A 19509-nucleotide genomic window follows, 5' to 3' on the forward strand; every position below is an offset into this window, starting at 1 on the left:
CCAAAGTTCGGTAAGTCTCCAAACTCGCCCGGTGGTGTAATGGCTAAAGCCATAACGCCACACCCACAGCGGATGAAATACTATCTAATCTTCCGACTAATTTGTTACTTGTGGATAACAGATATATTATTTCTAAAAGTTATCCACTAATTTAATATACATCCTTAGTAAACTGCAACTAATGCTATTATAGCAACATCTATATTTAACTTATTTAATTTTTCCAACTGATATTTATACTTAAACTTTAAACAATCATTTTAAAATACCAATAATATCAGTATCCAAAAATACACTAGCAGGCGGTAGCCGGGGATGAAGCCTGCAGTGGTAGTGTTGTTAGGCCGGTGATTTTCCGGCCTTACAACACAGGACGTATTTTGAAATTTGCGAATCTTGCGAAGTTCAAAATCGAGGGTCGAGACCGCACTTCGGCTCGAGCCGGTCCCACAGCTGGCTTCATCCCCGGCTACCGCCTGCGGCCTTTCCAATATGCCAACTACAATTCTACTGTACAAAAAAAGACAAAGTAAAATAATTTACCTTGTCTTTATTAAAATTCTAATTATTTTTCAAGATTTGTTCTGATCTTGAATGACTTCTTGCTACGACCATTACGTTTGTTGTCATGTTCGCGGCGTTTGCCACCCTTATCATCATGATTACGACTGCCACTACCGTGACGATCATTACCACGTCTGTTTCCACCACGATGATTACCACCATAACTGTGATCACCATTGCTTCTACCACCACGACGGCCATGGCCTGAACGGCTGTGACTAACTTTTCTTGATGGAAGTGGTCTTTCAGGAGCAATCTTAACAGGAACACTTTCAGCATCCTTGATTGATTCGCTCAAGAAGATACGAGCAATATTATCAGCAGAATATTCTGACAACAATTCTTCAACTGCATCGTTGAAACGATCCAAGTGCTTGTCATGTGCCAAAGTATCTTTGATATCTTCCTTAACTGATTCAAGTTGTCCCTTAAGAACTTCTTTATCAGTTGGTGGAGCTAATGGTTCCATACGTTTCTTTGTTAGGTTTTCAATTGTACGTAAGTAACCCATTTCGTTTGGTGTAACGAAAGTTACTGACACACCAGAATGTCCGGCACGACCAGTACGGCCAATACGGTGAACATAACTGTCAGGATCTTGAGGAATATCATAGTTATAAACATGTGATACACCAGAAATATCCAAACCACGAGCAGCAACGTCAGTTGCAACAAGGAACTCTAGTTTACCGGCTTTGAACTTACGTAAAACGCTAGTTCTCTTATCTTGTGATAAGTCACCGTGAATACCTTCAGCATTGTAACCACGAGCTTGCAAACCACGTGTCAATTCATCAACACGACGCTTTGTACGACCGAAAATCAAAGCAAGTTCTGGAGATTGAACGTCGAAAAGACGTGTCATCAAGTCAAACTTCTCAAATTCCTTGGCTTTTACAAAGTATTGTTCGATATTGTCAGCAGTTAATTCTTTTGACTTGATCTTAACAATCTTAGGTTCTGTCATGAACTTGTCAGCAATCTTAAGGATTGGCTTAGGCATTGTTGCAGAGAACAACAATGTTTGGTGCTTGTTAGGAACGTTTGATAAGATACTTTCGATATCTTCAACGAATCCCATGTCCAACATTTCATCAGCTTCATCAAGCACAACTGTTTTAACATTGTGCAACTTCAAAGTGTGGCGGTTGATATGGTCAAGCATACGACCAGGTGTACCGACAATAATTTGAGGATGACTCTTCAAAGCACGAATTTGGCGTCTAATATCAGAACCACCATAAACACTTTGAACCTTAACTTTCTTCTTACTACCTAAACGATATAACTCTTCTTGAGTTTGAATAGCTAATTCTCTAGTTGGTGAGATAATCAATGCTTGAATTTCGCTTGATTGAGTATCAACGGCATTTAGTAATGGTAAACCAAAGGCTGCCGTCTTACCTGTACCAGTTTGAGCTTGCCCAATAACGTCATCGCCGGTCATAACTAGTGGAATAGTTTGAGCTTGGATTGGTGTAGTTTCCTCAAAACCAGCTTCGTCTACGGCACTCAATAATCTGGGATCTAAATCTAATTCTTTAAATTTCACAAATGTCCTCCATTTTTTAAAACACGATAAATAACAATTTGACTACTTTACCACGTTTTATACACAAACTCAAATGACAACTCCTACATTAATTCATGTAAAACGTTTTCTAAGTGAATTCCATGACTTGCTTTTAACAAGACAGTGTCATTTGGTTTTAATTCTTTTTTCAAATCTGTGGTCAAATCTGCCAGTTGGTCTTTGTCGTACCAAAGCAGATCATTTTGGTCATACTTGGAACTTAATTTGTCACGCAAATACTTCATATCAGGACCAACTAGATAAACTTTTTCAAAGTCTGCCCCATCAATGTGTTCAGCCAAAGACTCATGCAACCGCTTGGAAGCATCACCAAGTTCCAGCATGTCGCCTAAAACAATCAGCTTACGTCCGTCAGTCTTAATATCTTTGAGACTGTGTAAAACTTCAATGGCTGCAGTGGGATTAGAGTTATACACATCGCTCAATATGTCAGCCCCATTTTGGGACTTCAGCCATTCGGTTCTGTTTTCTGTTACAAATAATTCACCCAAAGCCTTTTGCATCGCTACTGGTTTGATATGTAAAGCACGACCAACTAATAGAGCTGCCAAAGCATTATTGACGTTGTACTCACCCATCATTGGAATTTCAAACTTAACGTCAGGCCATTGATTGGTTGTAAAACTTGTCGTTGTTTTACCTGCTTGAATTTCCGTTGCATACAAATCATTACTGTCATGACTGCCAAAACTCAATTGTCTTTGTTCAACATTTTTAGCACGTTCCAACAATAATGGTTCATCCCCGTTATAAACGAAAGCTCCATCTTCATTCAAATGATCAGTAATTTCCATTTTGGCATCAGCAATTTTATCGCGGGTACCAAAGAATTCGATATGAGCTTCCCCAATCATTGTGATTACTGAAATATCGGGGTTAGCAATACTGCTCAAATGATCAATCTGTCCAGGACGGTCCATTCCCATTTCGATAACCAACACTTCAGTATTAGTAGGCATGTTCAAAATTGTAAAAGGCACACCGATTTCGTTATTGAAATTCTGTGGAGTTTTAGCGACATTATTACTTGTACTCAAAATCTTAGCAATCATATCTTTAGTGGTAGTTTTCCCGTTACTACCAGTTACAGCAACAACTTTAGGATTAACCTTGTTCAAATAATACTTGGCCAATGTTTCAAACGCGTTCGAAACATTCTTAACGACAACATAAGGTATTTTGTCATTAGGAATATCATGATCACTTTGCCAGATAGTTGCACTTACTCCATTTTCAATGGCACTGTCGATAAATTCGTGTCCATCACGGTCCCCTTGTAATGGAAAAAACAAATCACCTTTTTTAGCTTTACGACTGTCAAAACAAACGCCAGTAATTTCAACGTCTTCAATCGTATCGCTTTGAATTTTTAATGCTGAGTAGACTTCCCTTAACTTCATTTTCATGAATAAACTTCCTCAATTATATAAAATTAAATATGTCAGATATAAACAAAAAAAGAGTATACTAAGATACTTAGAAAGGATTTGATGTATATGACATCTAATACAGATGACAGTGCTGAGCCGAATAATTATTGGAAGAGAAATCTAATTGTTCTTTGGTTCAGTACTTTTGTATCCGGTATTGGCTTCAGTATGATAACACCCTTTATGCCATTATACATTAACCAGTTAGGTAATTTCACAAAAAGTCAGCTCGTAATCTGGAATGGTATCGCCTTTTCATCAACATTTCTAGTCATGGCGATCATCTCACCCGTTTGGGGCAAAATTGCTGACCGTCGTGGTCGGAAGCTGATGTTGATTCGAGCATCACTTGGTATGGCCATCGTGATTTTCCTACAAGCCTTTGTCTCTGCTCCTTGGCAATTGGTTGTTTTAAGACTCCTACAAGGTGTCTTCTCAGGATTCGTTAGTAACTCTAACACCCTGATAGCTTCAACCGCACCAAGATCTGAAAGTGGTAAAGCCTTGGGAACTCTGAATACCGGTGTAATTTCTGGTACTCTGTTAGGTCCATTGGTCGGTGGTGTTATCGCTCAATACTTCGGTTATCGAATTCCATTCATGATAACTGGATCATTACTATTTATAGCTTTTATTCTCGTGACGATTTTTATTAAGGAAGATTTCAAGCCTGTTCCGAAAGGTCAGGAAGAGTCGACAAAAGAAATTTTCCACAAGTTAAAAAATCCCAATTTAATTTTGGCTATGTTTGTTACAACAATGATCATCCAAACTTCTAATAACTCAATTAATCCGATTATCAGTTTGTATGTTAAACAACTGATGCACAATTCGAGTCAAGTTACTTTAGTTGCTGGGGTCGTCGCGGCCATGCCAGGTATCGCTAATATTATTGCCGCACCAAGATTTGGTGCTTTAGGCGATAAAATCGGTACTGGGAAAATCCTAATCGGTGGTTTAATTTTCGCCATCATAGTATATATTCCCCAAGCCTTTGTTACCAACGTTTGGCAGTTAGCTGCCTTGAGATTCTTAGTTGGTATCTCCGATGCCTGTCTGGTTCCACAAGTACAAACAATTTTAGCCAAATACACTGATCCCAAATATACTGGTCGGATCTTCGGTTATAACCAGTCCTTCCAGTCAGTTGGTAACGTCTGTGGACCATTGCTTGGTTCATCAATATCAGGCGTACTAAGCTATTCAGCAGTCTTTCTAAGTACTAGCTTCCTAGCTTTAATCAACTTCATTTGGGTATTTTCACACCTGAAGCCAAAGAATACGAAAGCAAAAAAATAAGCCATCCGAACGGATGACTTTTTTTATTTGTTTGCCAAACCATATTTCTTGTTGAAACGATCGATACGTCCATCTGCTTGAGCAAACTTTTGTTTACCAGTGTAGAAAGGATGTGAATCTGATGAAATTTCAACACGAATCAATGGGTAGTCTGTACCTTCATAATCAGTTGTTTCTTTTGAGTTCATTGTTGAACCAGCTAAGAACTTCTTACCTGTTGATGAATCCATAAATACAACTTGACGATATTCTGGGTGAATTCCTTGTTTCATTCTATGTCGCTCCTTTGCCATAAATCCTTAACGGAAATATAGATTATATTAACTAACAGTGTTTAATAATATCATGAGTTTGTTAAATATTCAATATAATTCTGGAAAATGTCACCTTGTATAACGCTGGAATTAGTGATAAATTCCGTCTCCGGTTGGAAATTAGAAGTGTCCACAGTGGGACCGCCTTGAACCTAGGTCTCAAGGCTCGATTTTGAACTTCGCAAAGTACGCGAATTTCAAAATACGTCCTGTGCTGTAAGCACGAGACGAACCACTCGTACTAACACCACTATCACTGTTGACACTTCTAATTTTCAACCTACGACTAAGATAGTGGTTCTTACATAAAAATATAAATACAAAAAAGTGGATATTTTAAATTTAAGAGTTTTAGTTACAACGTTAAAGCAGGCTACCTTTCTCTAACTAAACATTTTCCAGTCTCACCACTTGATTGGCTACTGTCTCAATCAAGTCCTGATCATGATCAACTAATAGCATTGTTGGATGTTGTCTCTCTATAACTTCAATAATTTGTTGTCGCGTGATGACGTCTAAATAATTTAACGGTTCATCCCACAAATATAAATTAGCTTCTTCTGACAAGCTCACTGCCAAAGCGACTTTTTGCTTTTGACCTTGACTCATTTTTTCGACTGGTTGATCAAATAGCGCCCTTTCAAAGCCTAGTTTTCTCAAATTGGAATAAATCAACTCTACTTCCAACTCTCTTTTCGTGGCTATTTGCTTAATGGTTCCCACTAATTCATTTTCTTGTGATAAGTAGGATATCTTAATATCTTTCACAAAATCAATTGTGCCGGTTTGTTTAAATGGCTGTGCTATTCCTAAAAGTTGTTTAAAAATCGTTGTCTTACCGATACCATTATTTCCTACTAGCGATACAACTTGATTAGCTTCAATTTCAAAACTGATGGTTGGTGTTGTTATTCGATCGCATTGTAACGATAAATTATTAACTTTTAAGACCGTTTGGTGATGTAATACTGGATGATAATTTAATGTTAAAGGCGCTTCTACTTCAATATTCTTTAGTAATGCCTGTTTAGCAATGATTTTTTGATTCACTCGTTTGGCAACGGTTTGGGATTTTTTCATCATCTTTTTCCCGGTGCTATCTGGATTCTGGGCTTCTGATTTCTGCGCCCAATTTTTTCGTTCCACAGCGGTTTGATGTAGTCGCCTAATATCATTTTTTAACTGTTTTTTCTGGTTCTGTTCCAAATTATTTTGTTGGTCAATTGCTGTCTGCCATGTATCAAAGTTACCTCTATAAATTGAGACATCCTGTCGATCAATCGATATTACGTGATCAATAACTGAATTTAAAAAGGCTTTATCATGACTAATAACTATGAAGCCTTGCTTGTTTCGTAAATAATCTGCCACTACTTGACGTCCGGTTATATCCAAGTGATTCGTTGGCTCATCTAATAATTGGAATCCTGATTCATCAGCAAACATGACCGCTAACAAGACTTTAGTTCGTTCTCCTGGACTAAGCGTCGCAAATTCTTGATCTAATATTTTAATATCTAATTGTAGCTTTTCTAATTCAACTTCGATTTTCCAAAGATCATATTCTGCTAAGCCGCTTAGTTCTTGCACAACTATTCTGGTTGGCAGTTTTTTATTTCCAATTGTTTGTGGATAATAATAAAAATTTAAATCTGACGTAATTTGACCTTGGTAAGTTAATTGGCCTAAGAGAATTTTTAAAAGCGTCGTTTTCCCCCGACCATTACGTCCGATTAAACCTAGTTTCCAACCAGCATCGATTTTTAAATTGAGCGACTCAAAAATATTATTCACCATCGCTGGATATTTAAAACTGACATTCTTTACTTGTATTGTTCCCATCTGAAAACACCTCGTTCAGGGTGTAGTCCTAACCTTCCGATACTCCTTAAACTAATAAGTTCAAGTTAAACTACACATATTCGTATAATTTAGATTCAAACTTATTTTCTCAGTTGTGGATTCCCCTCTTTTTCAAATTAATGTTTCAGAACTACCTTTTTAGTAGCAACTGAATCAATTAAATCCTGATCATGATCAATCAAAAGCATCGTAGGTTGTTGTTTCTTTATGGCATCAATAATTTGTTGACGTGTAATAACGTCCAGGTAATTCAACGGTTCATCCCAAAAATATAAGTTAGCTTCTTGTGATAAACTCAAGGCTAGAGCAACTTTTCTGCGTTGTCCTTGACTCATCTCTTCAACTGGCTGTTCAAATAGATAGCGTTCAAATCCCAATTTTCTCAGATTAGAGAATACCAATTCTGGTTCGATCTTTTTGACTTCTGCTAATTGACGGATATTGCCTTGTAATTCATTATCTTGCGCTAAGTAAGAAATTTTTAAATTGTTCGGAATATGAATTTCTCCATGTTGTGTGAATGGTTGTGGTAATCCTAAGATTTGCTTGAAAATCGTCGTTTTTCCAATACCGTTTTGACCAATTAAGGCTAAAACCTGATGATTCTCAACTTTGAAATTAACGGTCGGTGTAACTATTTCATCATGTTGTAAGAATAAGTCATTCACTTCTACCAGCACCTTAGGATGACTGACTGCTTGATAATTTAAAGTAATCGGTTCTTCAATTTCAATATTCTTCAACAAGCCTTGCTTTTCACTAATAGCCGAATCAACTCGCTTAGCTGCAGTCTTTGCCTTTTTCATCATTTTAGCTGACTTATGTCCCAGAAAACCTTTATCCAAATTAACTTTTTCGGTATAGTGTTTCTTATTTTTTTGCGATTCAGCTTGTTGTGACCAGTTCTCCCACTTAACGGCTGTTTCATGTAGGCGACCAATGTCTTTTTGAAGTTGCTCTTTTTGATCTTTTTCATATTGATCTTGACGGTCTTTATTATCTTGCCAAGTATCAAAGTTACCCTTATAAACCATAACGTCTTGACGATTGATTGAAATCACGTGATCAATGACTGGGTTTAAGAATGACTTGTCGTGGCTAATAACGATAAAGCCTTTTTTACTTTTTAGATAATCAGAAACAATCTTACGTCCTTCAATATCCAAATGGTTGGTTGGCTCATCAATCAATTGAAATCCAGATTCATCAATAAACAAAATGGCTAATAGTACTTTAGTTCTTTCGCCCGGACTAAGGGTCGCAAACTCCTGTTGTAAAACATCGGTACTGACTTGTAATTTTTCCAATTCAATTTCAATTTTCCAAAGATCGTAATCTTCCAAGTGAGCTAGGTTCTTCACTACTTCAACAGTTGGAACATTTTTATTTGCCACAAGCTGTGGATAATAATAAAAATTGAGATTTGACACGATGGTTCCAGAATAATCTAATTGCCCGAGTAACATCTTCATCAAAGTGGTCTTTCCGCGACCGTTACGTCCAATCAGACCTAACTTCCAGCTCTCATCAATCTTCAAATTCATTGAACTGAATAGATTATCCATCATTTGATCATATTTAAAATTCACGTTTTCTATTTGTATTGTTCCCATTTAAAAACACCCTCATTCAGGTGCAGCTGATCTGGCGATACGAAATTGCGTACAAAAAAAGGACGCTAAACAGCGTCCTTAATTATTTTTAAGGAGACACTGTTGGGAAAATAAGCCAAATCAAACTACACGAAATATTATTATTAATATATTTGTATAATTTAAAATTTGAACTTAATTTCTCAACGGCGCACTTCCTCTCTTGTTTTAAACTATTAATTAATTTATCAGGTTAAATCATTTCTGTCAAGACTCGATTAAGTCATCTTCACCGATTAATTTAACATCTGCACCTAGACAGTGTAATTTCCAAACGACTTGATCGTAACCACGCAAGATGTTTTCAGCATGATCGATAACTGTTTGACCGTCAGCCAAAAGGCCAGCAATCATCAAACAGGCACCGGCTCTGATTTCATCAGCAGTTACATTAGCACCTTTTAACTTGGCACCACCGTGAACAAAAATCAAATCATTTTCACTTGTGATATCGGCACCCATCTTAGCCAATTGTGAAATATGCTTCACACGTTTGGGATAGATAGTGTCAACAATCATTGCTTCACCACTTGCTCTCATCAAAAGCGGAGTGATTGGTTGTTGAAGGTCAGTTGCAAAACCTGGATATGGCATCGTCTTGATATTGACAGCTTTTAAATCAGGAGATGGTTTAACGTAAATACTGTCTTCGCCAACTTCTAAATTAACGCCCATTTCATCCAACTTAGCTAAAAATGCATCTAAATGTTCACTGATAATATTTTTAACTAAGATATCTCCACCATTTGCGGCAGCTAAACTTAAATAAGTCCCTGCTTCAATGCGGTCAGGAATAATTGTATGTGCATTGTTTGAACGAAGCGTATCAACACCTTCAATACGAATCGTTTCCGTCCCAACACCACGAATAACAGCACCCATGTTGTTAAGGAAAGTTGCTAAATCAATAATTTCTGGTTCTTTGGCAGCATTTTCAATCACGGTTGTTCCCTTGGCTTTAACAGCAGCGAGGATAACATTGATTGTTGCACCAACTGAAACCATATCTAAAAATATTTTTGCTCCCTTAAGGCCCTCTTCAGGAGTTGTAATAATGATTTGTCCATGTTTGTTCTCAACGTGTGCACCTAATGCTTCAAATCCCTTGATATGTTGATCAATAGGACGTGGTCCAATATCGTCGCCGCCGGGAAAACCGACTACAGCTTTACCAAATCTGCCGAGCATGGCCCCCATAAAATAATATGAGGCACGTAAACTACTTACTTTACCACTAGGCAATTCAGCAAATTGGATCTCTGTCGGATCAATTCGCAATACATCATTATTCATTTCTGAAGTAACGTTCATATCTTTCAAAATAGAACGTAAATTTTTTACATCTCTAATTTGGGGAACGGAATCTAACACTACAGGCGTATCAGATAAAATGGCTGCAGGAATCAACGCTACGGTACTGTTTTTAGCACCACCGATTGTCACTTCACCCGATAATTTCTTTCCACCGTTGATTACAAGTTTTTGCATAAGCTTTTTCCTAACTATATTTGACTACTTCAAAAGAAGACTACATGTTGTCTTCTTCAAGGCCTGAAGCTGCACCGATAAATCCTTTGAACAAGCCTTCTGGTTTAGTAGGTCTTGACAAGAATTCTGGATGGTATTGAGCAGCAACGAAGAACTTGTTTTCAGGGATTTCAATAACTTCGACCAAACGGTTGTCGGGTGAAACACCTGAGAATACTAGGCCAAGATCTTCAAATTGCTTGCGATATTCGTTGTTAAACTCATATCTGTGACGATGTCTTTCTTGGATAACTGATTGATTGTCATAAGCAGCAGCTGCTTTTGAACCTTCTTTTAGTTTACATGGATAAGCACCCAAACGTAAAGTACCACCACGATCTTCAACATCTTTCTTATCAGCCATGATGTCGATAACCTTGTGTGGAGCATTAGCATCAACTTCACCAGTTGTAGCATCCTTGATACCAGCTACATCTCTAGCAAATTCGATACTTGCCATTTGCATACCTAAACAGATTCCAAGATATGGAACATCATGTTCACGAGCATACTTAACTGTTGTAATCATACCTTCAAGACCACGGCTACCAAAACCACCTGGAACTAGAATACCATCAGAATCTTTAAGATAATCAGCCACATTGTCTTCTGTAATAAGATCAGCTGAAATCTTTTCTAGTTCTATTTCTGTATTATAAGCGTATCCAGCAGAACGGAGTGCTTCTGTAACTGAAATGTAGGCATCTTGTAACTTTGTATACTTACCAACTAGAGTGATCTTTGTCTTGTGCTTCAAATTGTGAACACGGTCAACTAACTTGTTCCAGTTAGCCATGTCAGCTTTCTTAGTATCTAAGTGCAAGTAACGACAAACAATATCATCAAAGTTTTGAGCTTGTAGGTTCAATGGAATGTCATAAAGTGAACTTGCATCACGTGATTCGATAACAGCTTCTGGATCAACATCACAGAATGAAGCAATCTTATCTTTCATGTTTTGTGGCATTGGCAATTCAGTTCTAACAACTAAAATGTTAGGTTGAATACCGATTCCACGCAATTCTTTAACACTGTGTTGAGTTGGCTTTGTCTTCATTTCGCCAGCAGCCTTCAAGTAAGGTACTAGTGATGTATGGATGTAAACAACGTTTTCTGAACCAACTTCAGCTTTCATTTGACGCAATGCTTCTAGGTATGGTTGTGATTCAATATCACCAACAGTACCACCGACTTCAGTAATGATAACGTCTGAATCAGTTGTTGTAGCAGCACGCATAATTTTTTGTTTAATCATATCTGTAATATGTGGAATTACTTGAACAGTTGCTCCGTTATAATCACCGTGACGTTCGCGACGAATTACTTCGGAATAGATTTTACCAGTTGTAACGTTTGAATACTTGTTCAAATCGTTATCGATAAATCTTTCATAATGTCCTAAATCAAGATCAGTTTCTGTACCATCGTTGGTAACATAAACTTCACCATGTTGGTATGGACTCATTGTTCCTGGGTCCACGTTAATATAAGGATCGAACTTTTGCATTGTCACCTTTAGTCCGCGATTTTTTAGTAGTCTACCAAGGGATGCGGCAACAATTCCCTTACCTAATGATGAAACAACTCCACCTGTAATAAAAATGTACTTAGTCATAGATTTCCTCCACATATTAATTCTAGGGATTTCTTACTCGCAAAAATAAAAAAGTCCCCTATTCTGCATGAACAGGGAACTTGAATTTGTCTATCTAATAGAGCCCGAACTATATAATACCGTGATATGTTCGAGTCGTCAAACTTTTAATTCAAAAAAGTAAAGTTATTTATCTTCGTCTTCTTCGTCATCATCATCGTCTTCGTCATCATCGTCATCAGAAAGATCGATATCTTCATCGTCGTCGTCAGCGTCAAACTCTGATAATTGGCCTTCGATACCATCTTCAAGACCGTCATCATGTTCGTCATCATCATCGTCGTCATCAACAGATGTTAAATCAGAATTAGTAAACTTAGATAAGTCAGGACCATTGTCTGATGAACCATCAGTGTCATCGTCATCATCCATATCAGTCACATTCAAATCAGTGTCATCATCGTAATCGACAACATCATCATCTACATCATCGTCACTCAAGAAGGCATTAACCTTTTGAGCAGCTTTGTGAGTATTTTCAGTACCATTATCCTCAGGGTGATTTACTTCTTCATCGACTGAATCATATGGATACCACTTACGTAGACCCCAAACATTTTCGCCGAGTGAAAGAAAACTACCATCGTTATTTAAATCTGTATAGAATTGAGGAAGTGCTTCCTTAATATCTGTATCAGACTTACCCAAATAATCTTGAATTTCATTAATGATATCTGAGAAATTCATTACTTCTTTTTTATTGTTGTTTAGAATCTCATAAGCGACCTCGATCAATGAGAGTTCGTCTTTGTTTTGATCCTTGAATTTGTCAAACTTCAAACGTGTACACGTCCTTTCGCAGCGTCTTACTTATAATGATATAGACCTAAGCGCCAAAAATCAATCTAAACTTATAATTACCTATTACATTATTGTCGTAAATCAAGTCATAATCAATGTTTATTTTTCCAGAAAGCGGATTACTTACAATTTGGACCTTCGAATCCTTGGTATAAGTGTCTAAAGGTAAAACACCATATTCTGTTTCCAAGTGACCAGTGTTGTGTTCTTGATGGGTGAAATAAAGTAGTGAGGCTAAATTTGTTGATTTGGCGACACGTTTAACATGAATTTCACCCTTTTCCGTAATTTTAACTAAGATTGAAGCCTTATCATTATTTTCTAGACTTTCGTTAAATCTTAAATAAATCGAATTTCCAATTTGGGTAAATTTACCCGGTTCAGAAATTTTAGTATGTGTTAATTCTCCCGATTGCAATGTCTCAATATTTAATTGAACATTTATATCAAAACTATTATTTTCCAATACCCTACTGCCTCTACATGATAAAATTGTATTTGTGTAAGCCGTCTCCGGATCTGAGAGAGAAGATTCAGCCGCTATGCGGACCGGTCCGAGCCACAGTGCGGTCTCGAACCTCGGTTTGAAGCCTTGCATAGTTCGCAAGTCTCCAAACACGCCCGGTGGTGTAAGAGCTAAAGCTCTAACGCCACACCCACAGCGGTGAATCTTCTCTCTCATCTCCTCCGACTAATTTATTGAACAGATGTATTAGCTTTAAACTTATACATCCAATCTTCAATGAATATTTTACTATTAATAAATTCGTTACGTTCCTTACCAGCAAGTGCGTTCTTACATCAATTCTCTGACATTGCAGTCGATTCTAAATACTACGAAATTGCTTATCTCGTATCATTTGGAATCGACTGCAACTAAAGAAGTGTTTTATAAAACACCCGAGTTGATTAATCCTCAAATAACTACTAATGCATCAAATCCAAGCAAGGAACGGATGAATTTTTTTAATACCCTAGCCTCCGGTCGTCAGGAATTTCACCAGCTATGGAAGTGGCGTTAGAGCTTTAGCTCTTACACCACAGGGCGACTTTGGAGACTTGACGAACTATGTCAAGGCTTCAAAGCGAGACTTGAGACCTTGGCTCAAGTCGGTCCTCATAGCAGGCGAAAATTTTTGACGACCGAAGGCGGCATCCTTCAACAACAACAAAATAACAAAAAAACGAAGAAGTGATCAAGTGAACAATACTATTATATTATACGACCAAAAAATAAGCTCTAACAAAGATATGCTTGTTCCATTTTCAGACACTGGTGCTATCTTAAAATTTGTCTCTGAGAATCGTCAACCGGTGCTTCACTTCTGGACAACTCCGCCTACCGTAATACTAGGCATGCAAGATAAACGATTGAAAAATTTACAAGCTGGTCTGGAAATGTTGTCGGAAAAAGATTATCTCTTTTACTTACGCAATTCCGGTGGCTTGGGTGTCGTGACTGATGAAGGTATTCTCAACTGTACGATTTTTTTGCCCGACAAGGACAATCTCTTAATCGATGATGCCTATGAAAAAATGTATTCCTTATTAAAACAAGCTTTCTCGACCCAAATTGAAACTGGTGAAATTACTCATTCTTACTGTCCCGGAACTTACGATCTCAGTATCAATGGTAAAAAATTTGCCGGAATTTCGCAACGTCGGGCTGGCAATGCGGTGGCCGTCATGGCCTACATTAGTATCAATGGTGACCAAAAGCAACGTAGTCAACTGATGAAAGATTTTTATGAAGTCAGCAACTTTCCCAAACATGAAAAGTTTGAATATCCAGAAATCGACTTGCAGGCAATGGAAAACCTCGACACTTTGTTGAATCGAAAGCTTTCCATTGCTCAAGCTAAGCAACAAATTCTCGATGTTTTGGCTGCCCACTATCAAATTAGTCGTGAAGAATTTTTTATTATTCAAAACTCCGAACCTTACCAAAAGGCTTATAATACTACATTAATCGATTTAATAAAACGTAACAAAATTATTTTGGAGGAAAAATAATGCCATACAATATCGAAATGTTACCACGAGAAAAAGTTTTCCGCGATCCAATTCACAACTACATTCACATTCAACATAAAGTTATTCTCGATTTGATCAACACTAAGGAATTCCAACGTCTTCGTCGTGTTAAACAATTGGGAACATCATCTTTTACCTTTCAAGGTGCTGAACATTCTCGTTTCACACATTGTATGGGTGTTTACGAAATCACACGTCAGATTTGTGACAACTTCCATCGTAATTATCCAACTAAAACTCCGGGCGATGGTCTCTGGGACGATAACGAACGTATTGTAGCTTTGTGTGCTGCCTTGTTACATGATGTCGGTCACGGTGCTTATTCACATACTTTTGAACATATTTTCAACACCGACCACGAAATGTGGACTCAAAAAATTATCACTTCACCCGAAACTGAAATCAATGCTGTTTTACGCCAAGTTTCCGATGACTTTCCAGAAAAAGTTGCTGGTGTCATTGCCCACACGTATCCAAATCCCCAAGTTGTCCAAATGATTTCTAGTCAAGTTGATGCTGATCGAATGGATTATCTCTTACGTGATGCCTACTTCACTGGTACTAAATACGGAATGTTCGACCTCACACGTATTTTACGAGTTATGCGTCCGTACAAAGGTGGAATTGCTTTTGACAACGATGGAATGCATGCGGTCGAAGATTATATCGTCAGTCGCTTCCAGATGTATCAACAGGTCTATTTTCATCCCGTCTCACGAGGTATGGAAGTTGTTTTGACTAAGTTATTGCAACGCGCCAAAGACCTCTATGAGCACAACCATATGAACGGATTCGAAATGCCTAGCCTCTTAATCCCATTTTTTGAAAATAAAGTTACAATCAACGATTATTTACTGCTCGATGACGGCATCTTGAATACTTACTTTACCCTTTGGCAAAGTTACCCTGATGAGATTCTCAAGGATTTATCCTATCGTTTCTTATCTCGTAAACCATTCAAATCTGCCGAATACGATAATAAGACTGAGCACATGTTGCCACAATTAGCCCAAATAGTTGAAAACGTCGGTTTCGATAAAGATTATTACACTGCTACTAATACTAGTTACGACTTGCCATACGATGTCTACAATCCTAACTCTAATAAGAGTCGGACTCAGATTGAAATCATGCAAGACGATGGTTCATTAATTGAGCTTTCAACAGTCAGTCGTCTGGTCAATGCCTTAACCGGTAAAATTTTAGGTGATGAACGTTTCTACTTCCCTAAATCAATGTTAATCCAGCATTCTGATGATATTTTTAGTGATGATTACGAAAGATTCCAGAAACATATCCATAATGACAAAATCGTTTACTAAAACGCTTTCAACTTTTACATTATTTTATTAAACTAAAGACTGAAAGTTGAAGATATGATATGACCGTTGCTATATCAGTTCTAACAGTAATTTATTTAATGTCTCTGGCACCTTCATTTGTTCATCATCGATGGAATAATTAGTTGGAAGAGCTGAGAGTATTCATCTGCCGCGAAAGTGGTGTAATGGCTTTAGCCATTACACCACCGGGCGTGTTGAAGCCTTTTCGACCTTTGAAAAGGCTTCAACCGAGGTTCGAGACCGCTCTTCGGCTCGGACCGTACCGCGCAACAGAATGAATACTCTCAGCTCTGGAAACGGCAACTTTCAACTTTCAGTTATTTAGAATAAAACTAGCCTATTTTGATATTTTATTTGTGCAATTACTGGCTGATGAGATTATGCTTAATTTGCCAAAATGTGTGAAATACAGGAGGGTATCATGACAGAATTTTCCAACAAAACGAGATCAGATAACCTGCAACAAATGCAGGACCAAGTATTGGATTTGTTAGTAATCGGTGGCGGTATTACTGGTAGCGGCATTGCACTCGATGCTCAAACAAGAAATATTCAAACCGGATTAATTGAAATGCGTGATTTTGCTTCCGGTACCTCAAGCCGTTCGACCAAATTAGTCCACGGTGGACTCCGTTACCTCAAACAAGCTGCTATTAAAGAGGTTCATGAAGTCGGCAGCGAAAGAGCTCTAGTTTACAACAATGCCCCTCACGTTACGACTCCGCTAAAAATGATGTTGCCATTTTATGACGATGGAACTTTTGGACCATTCTCAACTGCAATTGGTTTGGACGTTTACGACCGTTTGGCTGAAGTTAAACGTTCCGAACGTAAATACATGCTCAATCCCCATGAAACTTTGGAACGTGAGCCATATTTAAAAGGTGAAAATTTGAAGGGTTCCGGCGTCTATGTCGAATATCGAACTGACGATGCCCGCTTAACACTGGAAGTTTTGAAGAAAGCTAACGAAAATGGTGTCCTAATTGCCAATTACGTTAAAGCAACCGGCTTGCTGTATGATGCCAACAATAAAATCTGTGGTGTTATTTTCAAGAATCTGATTGATGGCTCAACTGGTGAAATTCATGCTAAAAAAGTTGTCAATGCTTGTGGCCCTTGGGTTGATGAAATTAGACAAATGGATGACTCCAATAAAGGCAAACATCTGCACTTAACTAAAGGTGTCCATCTAGTTATCGACCATGAAAAGTTTCCAATTTCTAATTCAGTTTATTTTGATACACCATTCCATGACGGCCGGATGATGTTTGCCATTCCACGTGAAGGTAAAACTTACATCGGTACTACTGATACAACCTGGACTGAAGATCCAAAAGAACCAAATATCACCGCAACTGATGTGACATATATCCTATCTGCTGCCAATGAAATGTTTGATTTGCCACAATATTTAACACCTGATGATGTCGAAAGTGGCTGGTCAGGAGTCCGTCCTTTAATTCAAGAAGAGGGCAAATCACCTTCTGAAATTTCTCGTAAAGATGAGATTTTCCAATCCGACTCCGACCTACTCTCAATTGCTGGTGGTAAATTAACCGGTTATCGAAAGATGGCTGAAAAGATTGTCGACCGCGTAGCACAACAATTGGCATTTGAAACCGATTATGAATTCAAAGCTACCATCACCCAAGATTTAGCTTTATCCGGCGGTGATGTCGGTGGTGACAATGGCTGGATGGATTTCTTTGATCAAGAAGTTCACGAAGGCATTATCAACTACAACCTCGACCGTGAAGATGCCGAAAAACTAGTTCAACGTTACGGTTCAAATGTACTCGATGTTTATCGACTATTGCCCGAGACAAAAACTAAAGCTCGTTTACCACGAATCGACTGGGCAATGTTGAATTATGAACTTGAGTTTGAAATGGTTGAACACCCAATTGACTATCTACTTCGTCGCAGCAGCCAGATGTTGTTTGATATTAGTCACATGAAGAGTGTCAAAACAGCCGTTATTGACTACATGGCAAAGTATTTTGACTGGGATGATGAAACTAAACAGGATATGACAGATGAAGTTAACCAGAAGTTAGAGTTAACCGATTTGAGCGATGTTAAAAAGAAATATGCGGAATATCTTAAAAATAAAATTTAAATATGCCGTCTACAGAGCCGGGAAATATTCTCAAGCTGTGCGGAACGGTCCGAGCCAAAGTACGGTCTCGAACCTCGACACACAAATATTTCCCAGCTCTTCCGACTAAAGTATTCGTTATTAATTGGAATGTAGAAGTATTCAGATGTGTTTATATTCAATAAGTTTGAAACTATGAGATATGTTGTAATAAGTTATCAACTGGCACAATGAGTTAAATAATCAAAAAGCAATTCACTAGAATTCAATTCTTGTGGATTGCTTTTTTTCGATATCTCTAAAAATGGTTCAGACGGGAAAAATGCTTGGAATCCGACCATCCTTGCATCCACTCTCTATTAAAATTTAAATAAAAAACAATTACTGCTCTTTAATTTTTCCAAAAATATAGTAAAGTGAGTCTTGTACTTTGAAACAGGTACTATCTGAAAGTTGAAAGAACTAAACCAGATTTCACATCTGCAAAAATAGTCTTAATTAGGCGGAAGAGATGAGAACATTTACCTGCTGTGGGTGTGGCGTTACAGCTTTAGCTGTTACACCACTGGGCGTGTTTGGAGACTTACCGGTCTTTGGTAAGGCTTCAAACCGAGGTTCGAGACCGCACTCTGGCTCGGGCCGGTCCGCATAGCAGGCAAATGTTCTCATCTCTGGAGCCAACCGTCTAACTTTCAGTTAGATACTATCAATAAAGGAGATTTAGCGAGAATGTTTAAGGAATTCCAAGAATTTATTTCCCGTGGTACTGTTGTTGACTTAGCTGTCGGTGTTATCGTTGGTGCTGCCTTTAATAGTTTAGTATCAGCGACTACTACTTACCTTTTGAATCCGCTAATCGGACTTTTTATTGGACAAATTGATTTATCAGATATGAAATTTCAAGTCTTAGGAGCCAATTTTTTGATTGGTGATTTCATTAACGCATTAATCAATTTCCTAATCATTATGTTTGTGGTCTTTATGATTGTTAAGATGATGAACAAAATGCGCCGTGACGGTTCACGTAGTAAGTTTGATCAAAATGGTGATGAAATACCTGATCCACAAACTGAATACTTACAACAAATCCGTGATTTATTAAGATATCAACAAAGAAACGACCATAACAATAGGTATTAAACTGCCACTTCCGGTTGCGATTGAGTTATGCCTGCCATGGACCGGTGCGAGCCAAGGTCTCGCGCCTCGATTTTGAGCTTTGCACAAAACGCAAATCTCAAAATACGTCAGTGTTGTAAGAACAGAAAACCACTGTTCTAACAACACTTTCATGGCTGGCAAACTCATCGCACCCTCCGGCTAATGTATTAAT

General features: G+C 37.9%; 14 protein-coding genes. 5 read left to right on the top strand and 9 right to left on the bottom strand.

What is annotated here, in order from left to right; all coding sequences use genetic code 11:
- Positions 1 to 565 precede the first annotated feature (565 nt).
- Together cshA and AAA923_RS05925 are read right to left on the bottom strand one after the other, a co-directional pair.
- Positions 566 to 2116, bottom strand: coding sequence for a degradosome RNA helicase CshA (gene cshA, locus AAA923_RS05920; protein WP_338215439.1), 1551 nt, complete (start codon positions 2114 to 2116; stop codon positions 566 to 568).
- Between the two features lie 83 nt (positions 2117 to 2199).
- A complete protein-coding gene (locus AAA923_RS05925) occupies positions 2200 to 3564 on the bottom strand; it encodes a UDP-N-acetylmuramoyl-tripeptide--D-alanyl-D-alanine ligase (RefSeq protein ID WP_338215440.1) in 1365 nt (454 codons plus the stop codon).
- Positions 3565 to 3654: 90 nt separating this feature from the next.
- Between AAA923_RS05925 and AAA923_RS05930 the strand changes: the two genes are divergently transcribed.
- A complete protein-coding gene (locus AAA923_RS05930) occupies positions 3655 to 4887 on the top strand; it encodes a multidrug efflux MFS transporter (RefSeq protein ID WP_338215441.1) in 1233 nt (410 codons plus the stop codon).
- Positions 4888 to 4910: 23 nt separating this feature from the next.
- Here the strand turns inward: AAA923_RS05930 and AAA923_RS05935 are convergent, their stop codons facing one another.
- The 7 genes from AAA923_RS05935 to AAA923_RS05965 all read right to left on the bottom strand — a co-directional run bounded on the left by AAA923_RS05935 (position 4911) and on the right by AAA923_RS05965 (position 13164).
- Positions 4911 to 5159, bottom strand: coding sequence for a type B 50S ribosomal protein L31 (locus AAA923_RS05935; RefSeq protein WP_041501298.1), 249 nt, complete (start codon positions 5157 to 5159; stop codon positions 4911 to 4913).
- Positions 5160 to 5588: 429 nt separating this feature from the next.
- Positions 5589 to 7043: a ribosomal protection-like ABC-F family protein gene (gene abc-f, locus AAA923_RS05940; RefSeq protein ID WP_338215444.1), complete on the bottom strand. Its 1455-nt coding sequence runs from the start codon at positions 7041 to 7043 to the stop codon at positions 5589 to 5591.
- A gap of 137 nt (positions 7044 to 7180) precedes the next feature.
- Positions 7181 to 8677, bottom strand: coding sequence for a ribosomal protection-like ABC-F family protein (gene abc-f / locus AAA923_RS05945; RefSeq protein WP_338215445.1), 1497 nt, complete (start codon positions 8675 to 8677; stop codon positions 7181 to 7183).
- Between the two features lie 246 nt (positions 8678 to 8923).
- Positions 8924 to 10204 (bottom strand): UDP-N-acetylglucosamine 1-carboxyvinyltransferase, encoded by a 1281-nt coding sequence (murA, locus tag AAA923_RS05950; protein WP_041501296.1) that lies wholly within the window; start codon positions 10202 to 10204, stop codon positions 8924 to 8926.
- A gap of 40 nt (positions 10205 to 10244) precedes the next feature.
- On the bottom strand, positions 10245 to 11858 hold the full coding sequence (gene pyrG, locus AAA923_RS05955) for a CTP synthase (protein WP_338215448.1): 1614 nt from the start codon (positions 11856 to 11858) through the stop codon (positions 10245 to 10247).
- A 165-nt stretch (positions 11859 to 12023) separates the two neighbouring features.
- Positions 12024 to 12677: a DNA-directed RNA polymerase subunit delta gene (rpoE, locus tag AAA923_RS05960; protein WP_338215450.1), complete on the bottom strand. Its 654-nt coding sequence runs from the start codon at positions 12675 to 12677 to the stop codon at positions 12024 to 12026.
- Between the two features lie 46 nt (positions 12678 to 12723).
- Entirely contained in the window at positions 12724 to 13164 is a 441-nt protein-coding gene (locus AAA923_RS05965) for a YwiB family protein (protein WP_338215452.1), read from the bottom strand.
- A gap of 734 nt (positions 13165 to 13898) precedes the next feature.
- Between AAA923_RS05965 and AAA923_RS05970 the strand changes: the two genes are divergently transcribed.
- The 4 genes from AAA923_RS05970 to mscL all read left to right on the top strand — a co-directional run bounded on the left by AAA923_RS05970 (position 13899) and on the right by mscL (position 19316).
- Positions 13899 to 14711 (top strand): lipoate--protein ligase family protein, encoded by an 813-nt coding sequence (locus AAA923_RS05970; RefSeq protein WP_338215453.1) that lies wholly within the window; start codon positions 13899 to 13901, stop codon positions 14709 to 14711.
- Positions 14711 to 16054 carry an HD domain-containing protein gene (locus AAA923_RS05975; RefSeq protein WP_338215455.1) on the top strand — a complete coding sequence of 448 codons (1344 nt, stop codon included), beginning with the start codon at positions 14711 to 14713 and terminating at the stop codon, positions 16052 to 16054. The genes AAA923_RS05970 and AAA923_RS05975 overlap by 1 nt, the downstream gene beginning before the upstream one ends.
- Positions 16055 to 16496: 442 nt before the next feature.
- The gene (locus tag AAA923_RS05980; protein ID WP_338215457.1) at positions 16497 to 18197 is read left to right on the top strand and encodes a glycerol-3-phosphate dehydrogenase/oxidase; all 1701 of its coding nucleotides are present in this window, start codon (positions 16497 to 16499) and stop codon (positions 18195 to 18197) included.
- Positions 18198 to 18905: 708 nt separating this feature from the next.
- Positions 18906 to 19316 (top strand): large conductance mechanosensitive channel protein MscL, encoded by a 411-nt coding sequence (gene mscL, locus AAA923_RS05985; RefSeq protein ID WP_041501290.1) that lies wholly within the window; start codon positions 18906 to 18908, stop codon positions 19314 to 19316.
- Positions 19317 to 19509 lie beyond the last annotated feature (193 nt).

The organism is Companilactobacillus muriivasis, from assembly GCF_036246245.1.
Taxonomy (GTDB): Bacteria; Bacillota; Bacilli; order Lactobacillales; family Lactobacillaceae; genus Companilactobacillus; species Companilactobacillus muriivasis.

Bases quoted from the DNA above. Each gene is read 5' to 3' on its own strand.
- AAA923_RS05930 (WP_338215441.1), top strand. From the start codon at position 3,655: ATGACATCTAATACAGATGACAGTGCTGAGCCGAATAATTATTGGAAG.
- pyrG (WP_338215448.1), bottom strand. From the start codon at position 11,858: ATGACTAAGTACATTTTTATTACAGGTGGAGTTGTTTCATCATTAGGT.
- murA (WP_041501296.1), bottom strand. From the start codon at position 10,204: ATGCAAAAACTTGTAATCAACGGTGGAAAGAAATTATCGGGTGAAGTG.
- AAA923_RS05925 (WP_338215440.1), bottom strand. From the start codon at position 3,564: ATGAAAATGAAGTTAAGGGAAGTCTACTCAGCATTAAAAATTCAAAGC.
- abc-f (WP_338215444.1), bottom strand. From the start codon at position 7,043: ATGGGAACAATACAAGTAAAGAATGTCAGTTTTAAATATCCAGCGATG.
- AAA923_RS05975 (WP_338215455.1), top strand. From the start codon at position 14,711: ATGCCATACAATATCGAAATGTTACCACGAGAAAAAGTTTTCCGCGAT.
- mscL (WP_041501290.1), top strand. From the start codon at position 18,906: ATGTTTAAGGAATTCCAAGAATTTATTTCCCGTGGTACTGTTGTTGAC.
- AAA923_RS05980 (WP_338215457.1), top strand. From the start codon at position 16,497: ATGACAGAATTTTCCAACAAAACGAGATCAGATAACCTGCAACAAATG.
- abc-f (WP_338215445.1), bottom strand. From the start codon at position 8,677: ATGGGAACAATACAAATAGAAAACGTGAATTTTAAATATGATCAAATG.
- AAA923_RS05935 (WP_041501298.1), bottom strand. From the start codon at position 5,159: ATGAAACAAGGAATTCACCCAGAATATCGTCAAGTTGTATTTATGGAT.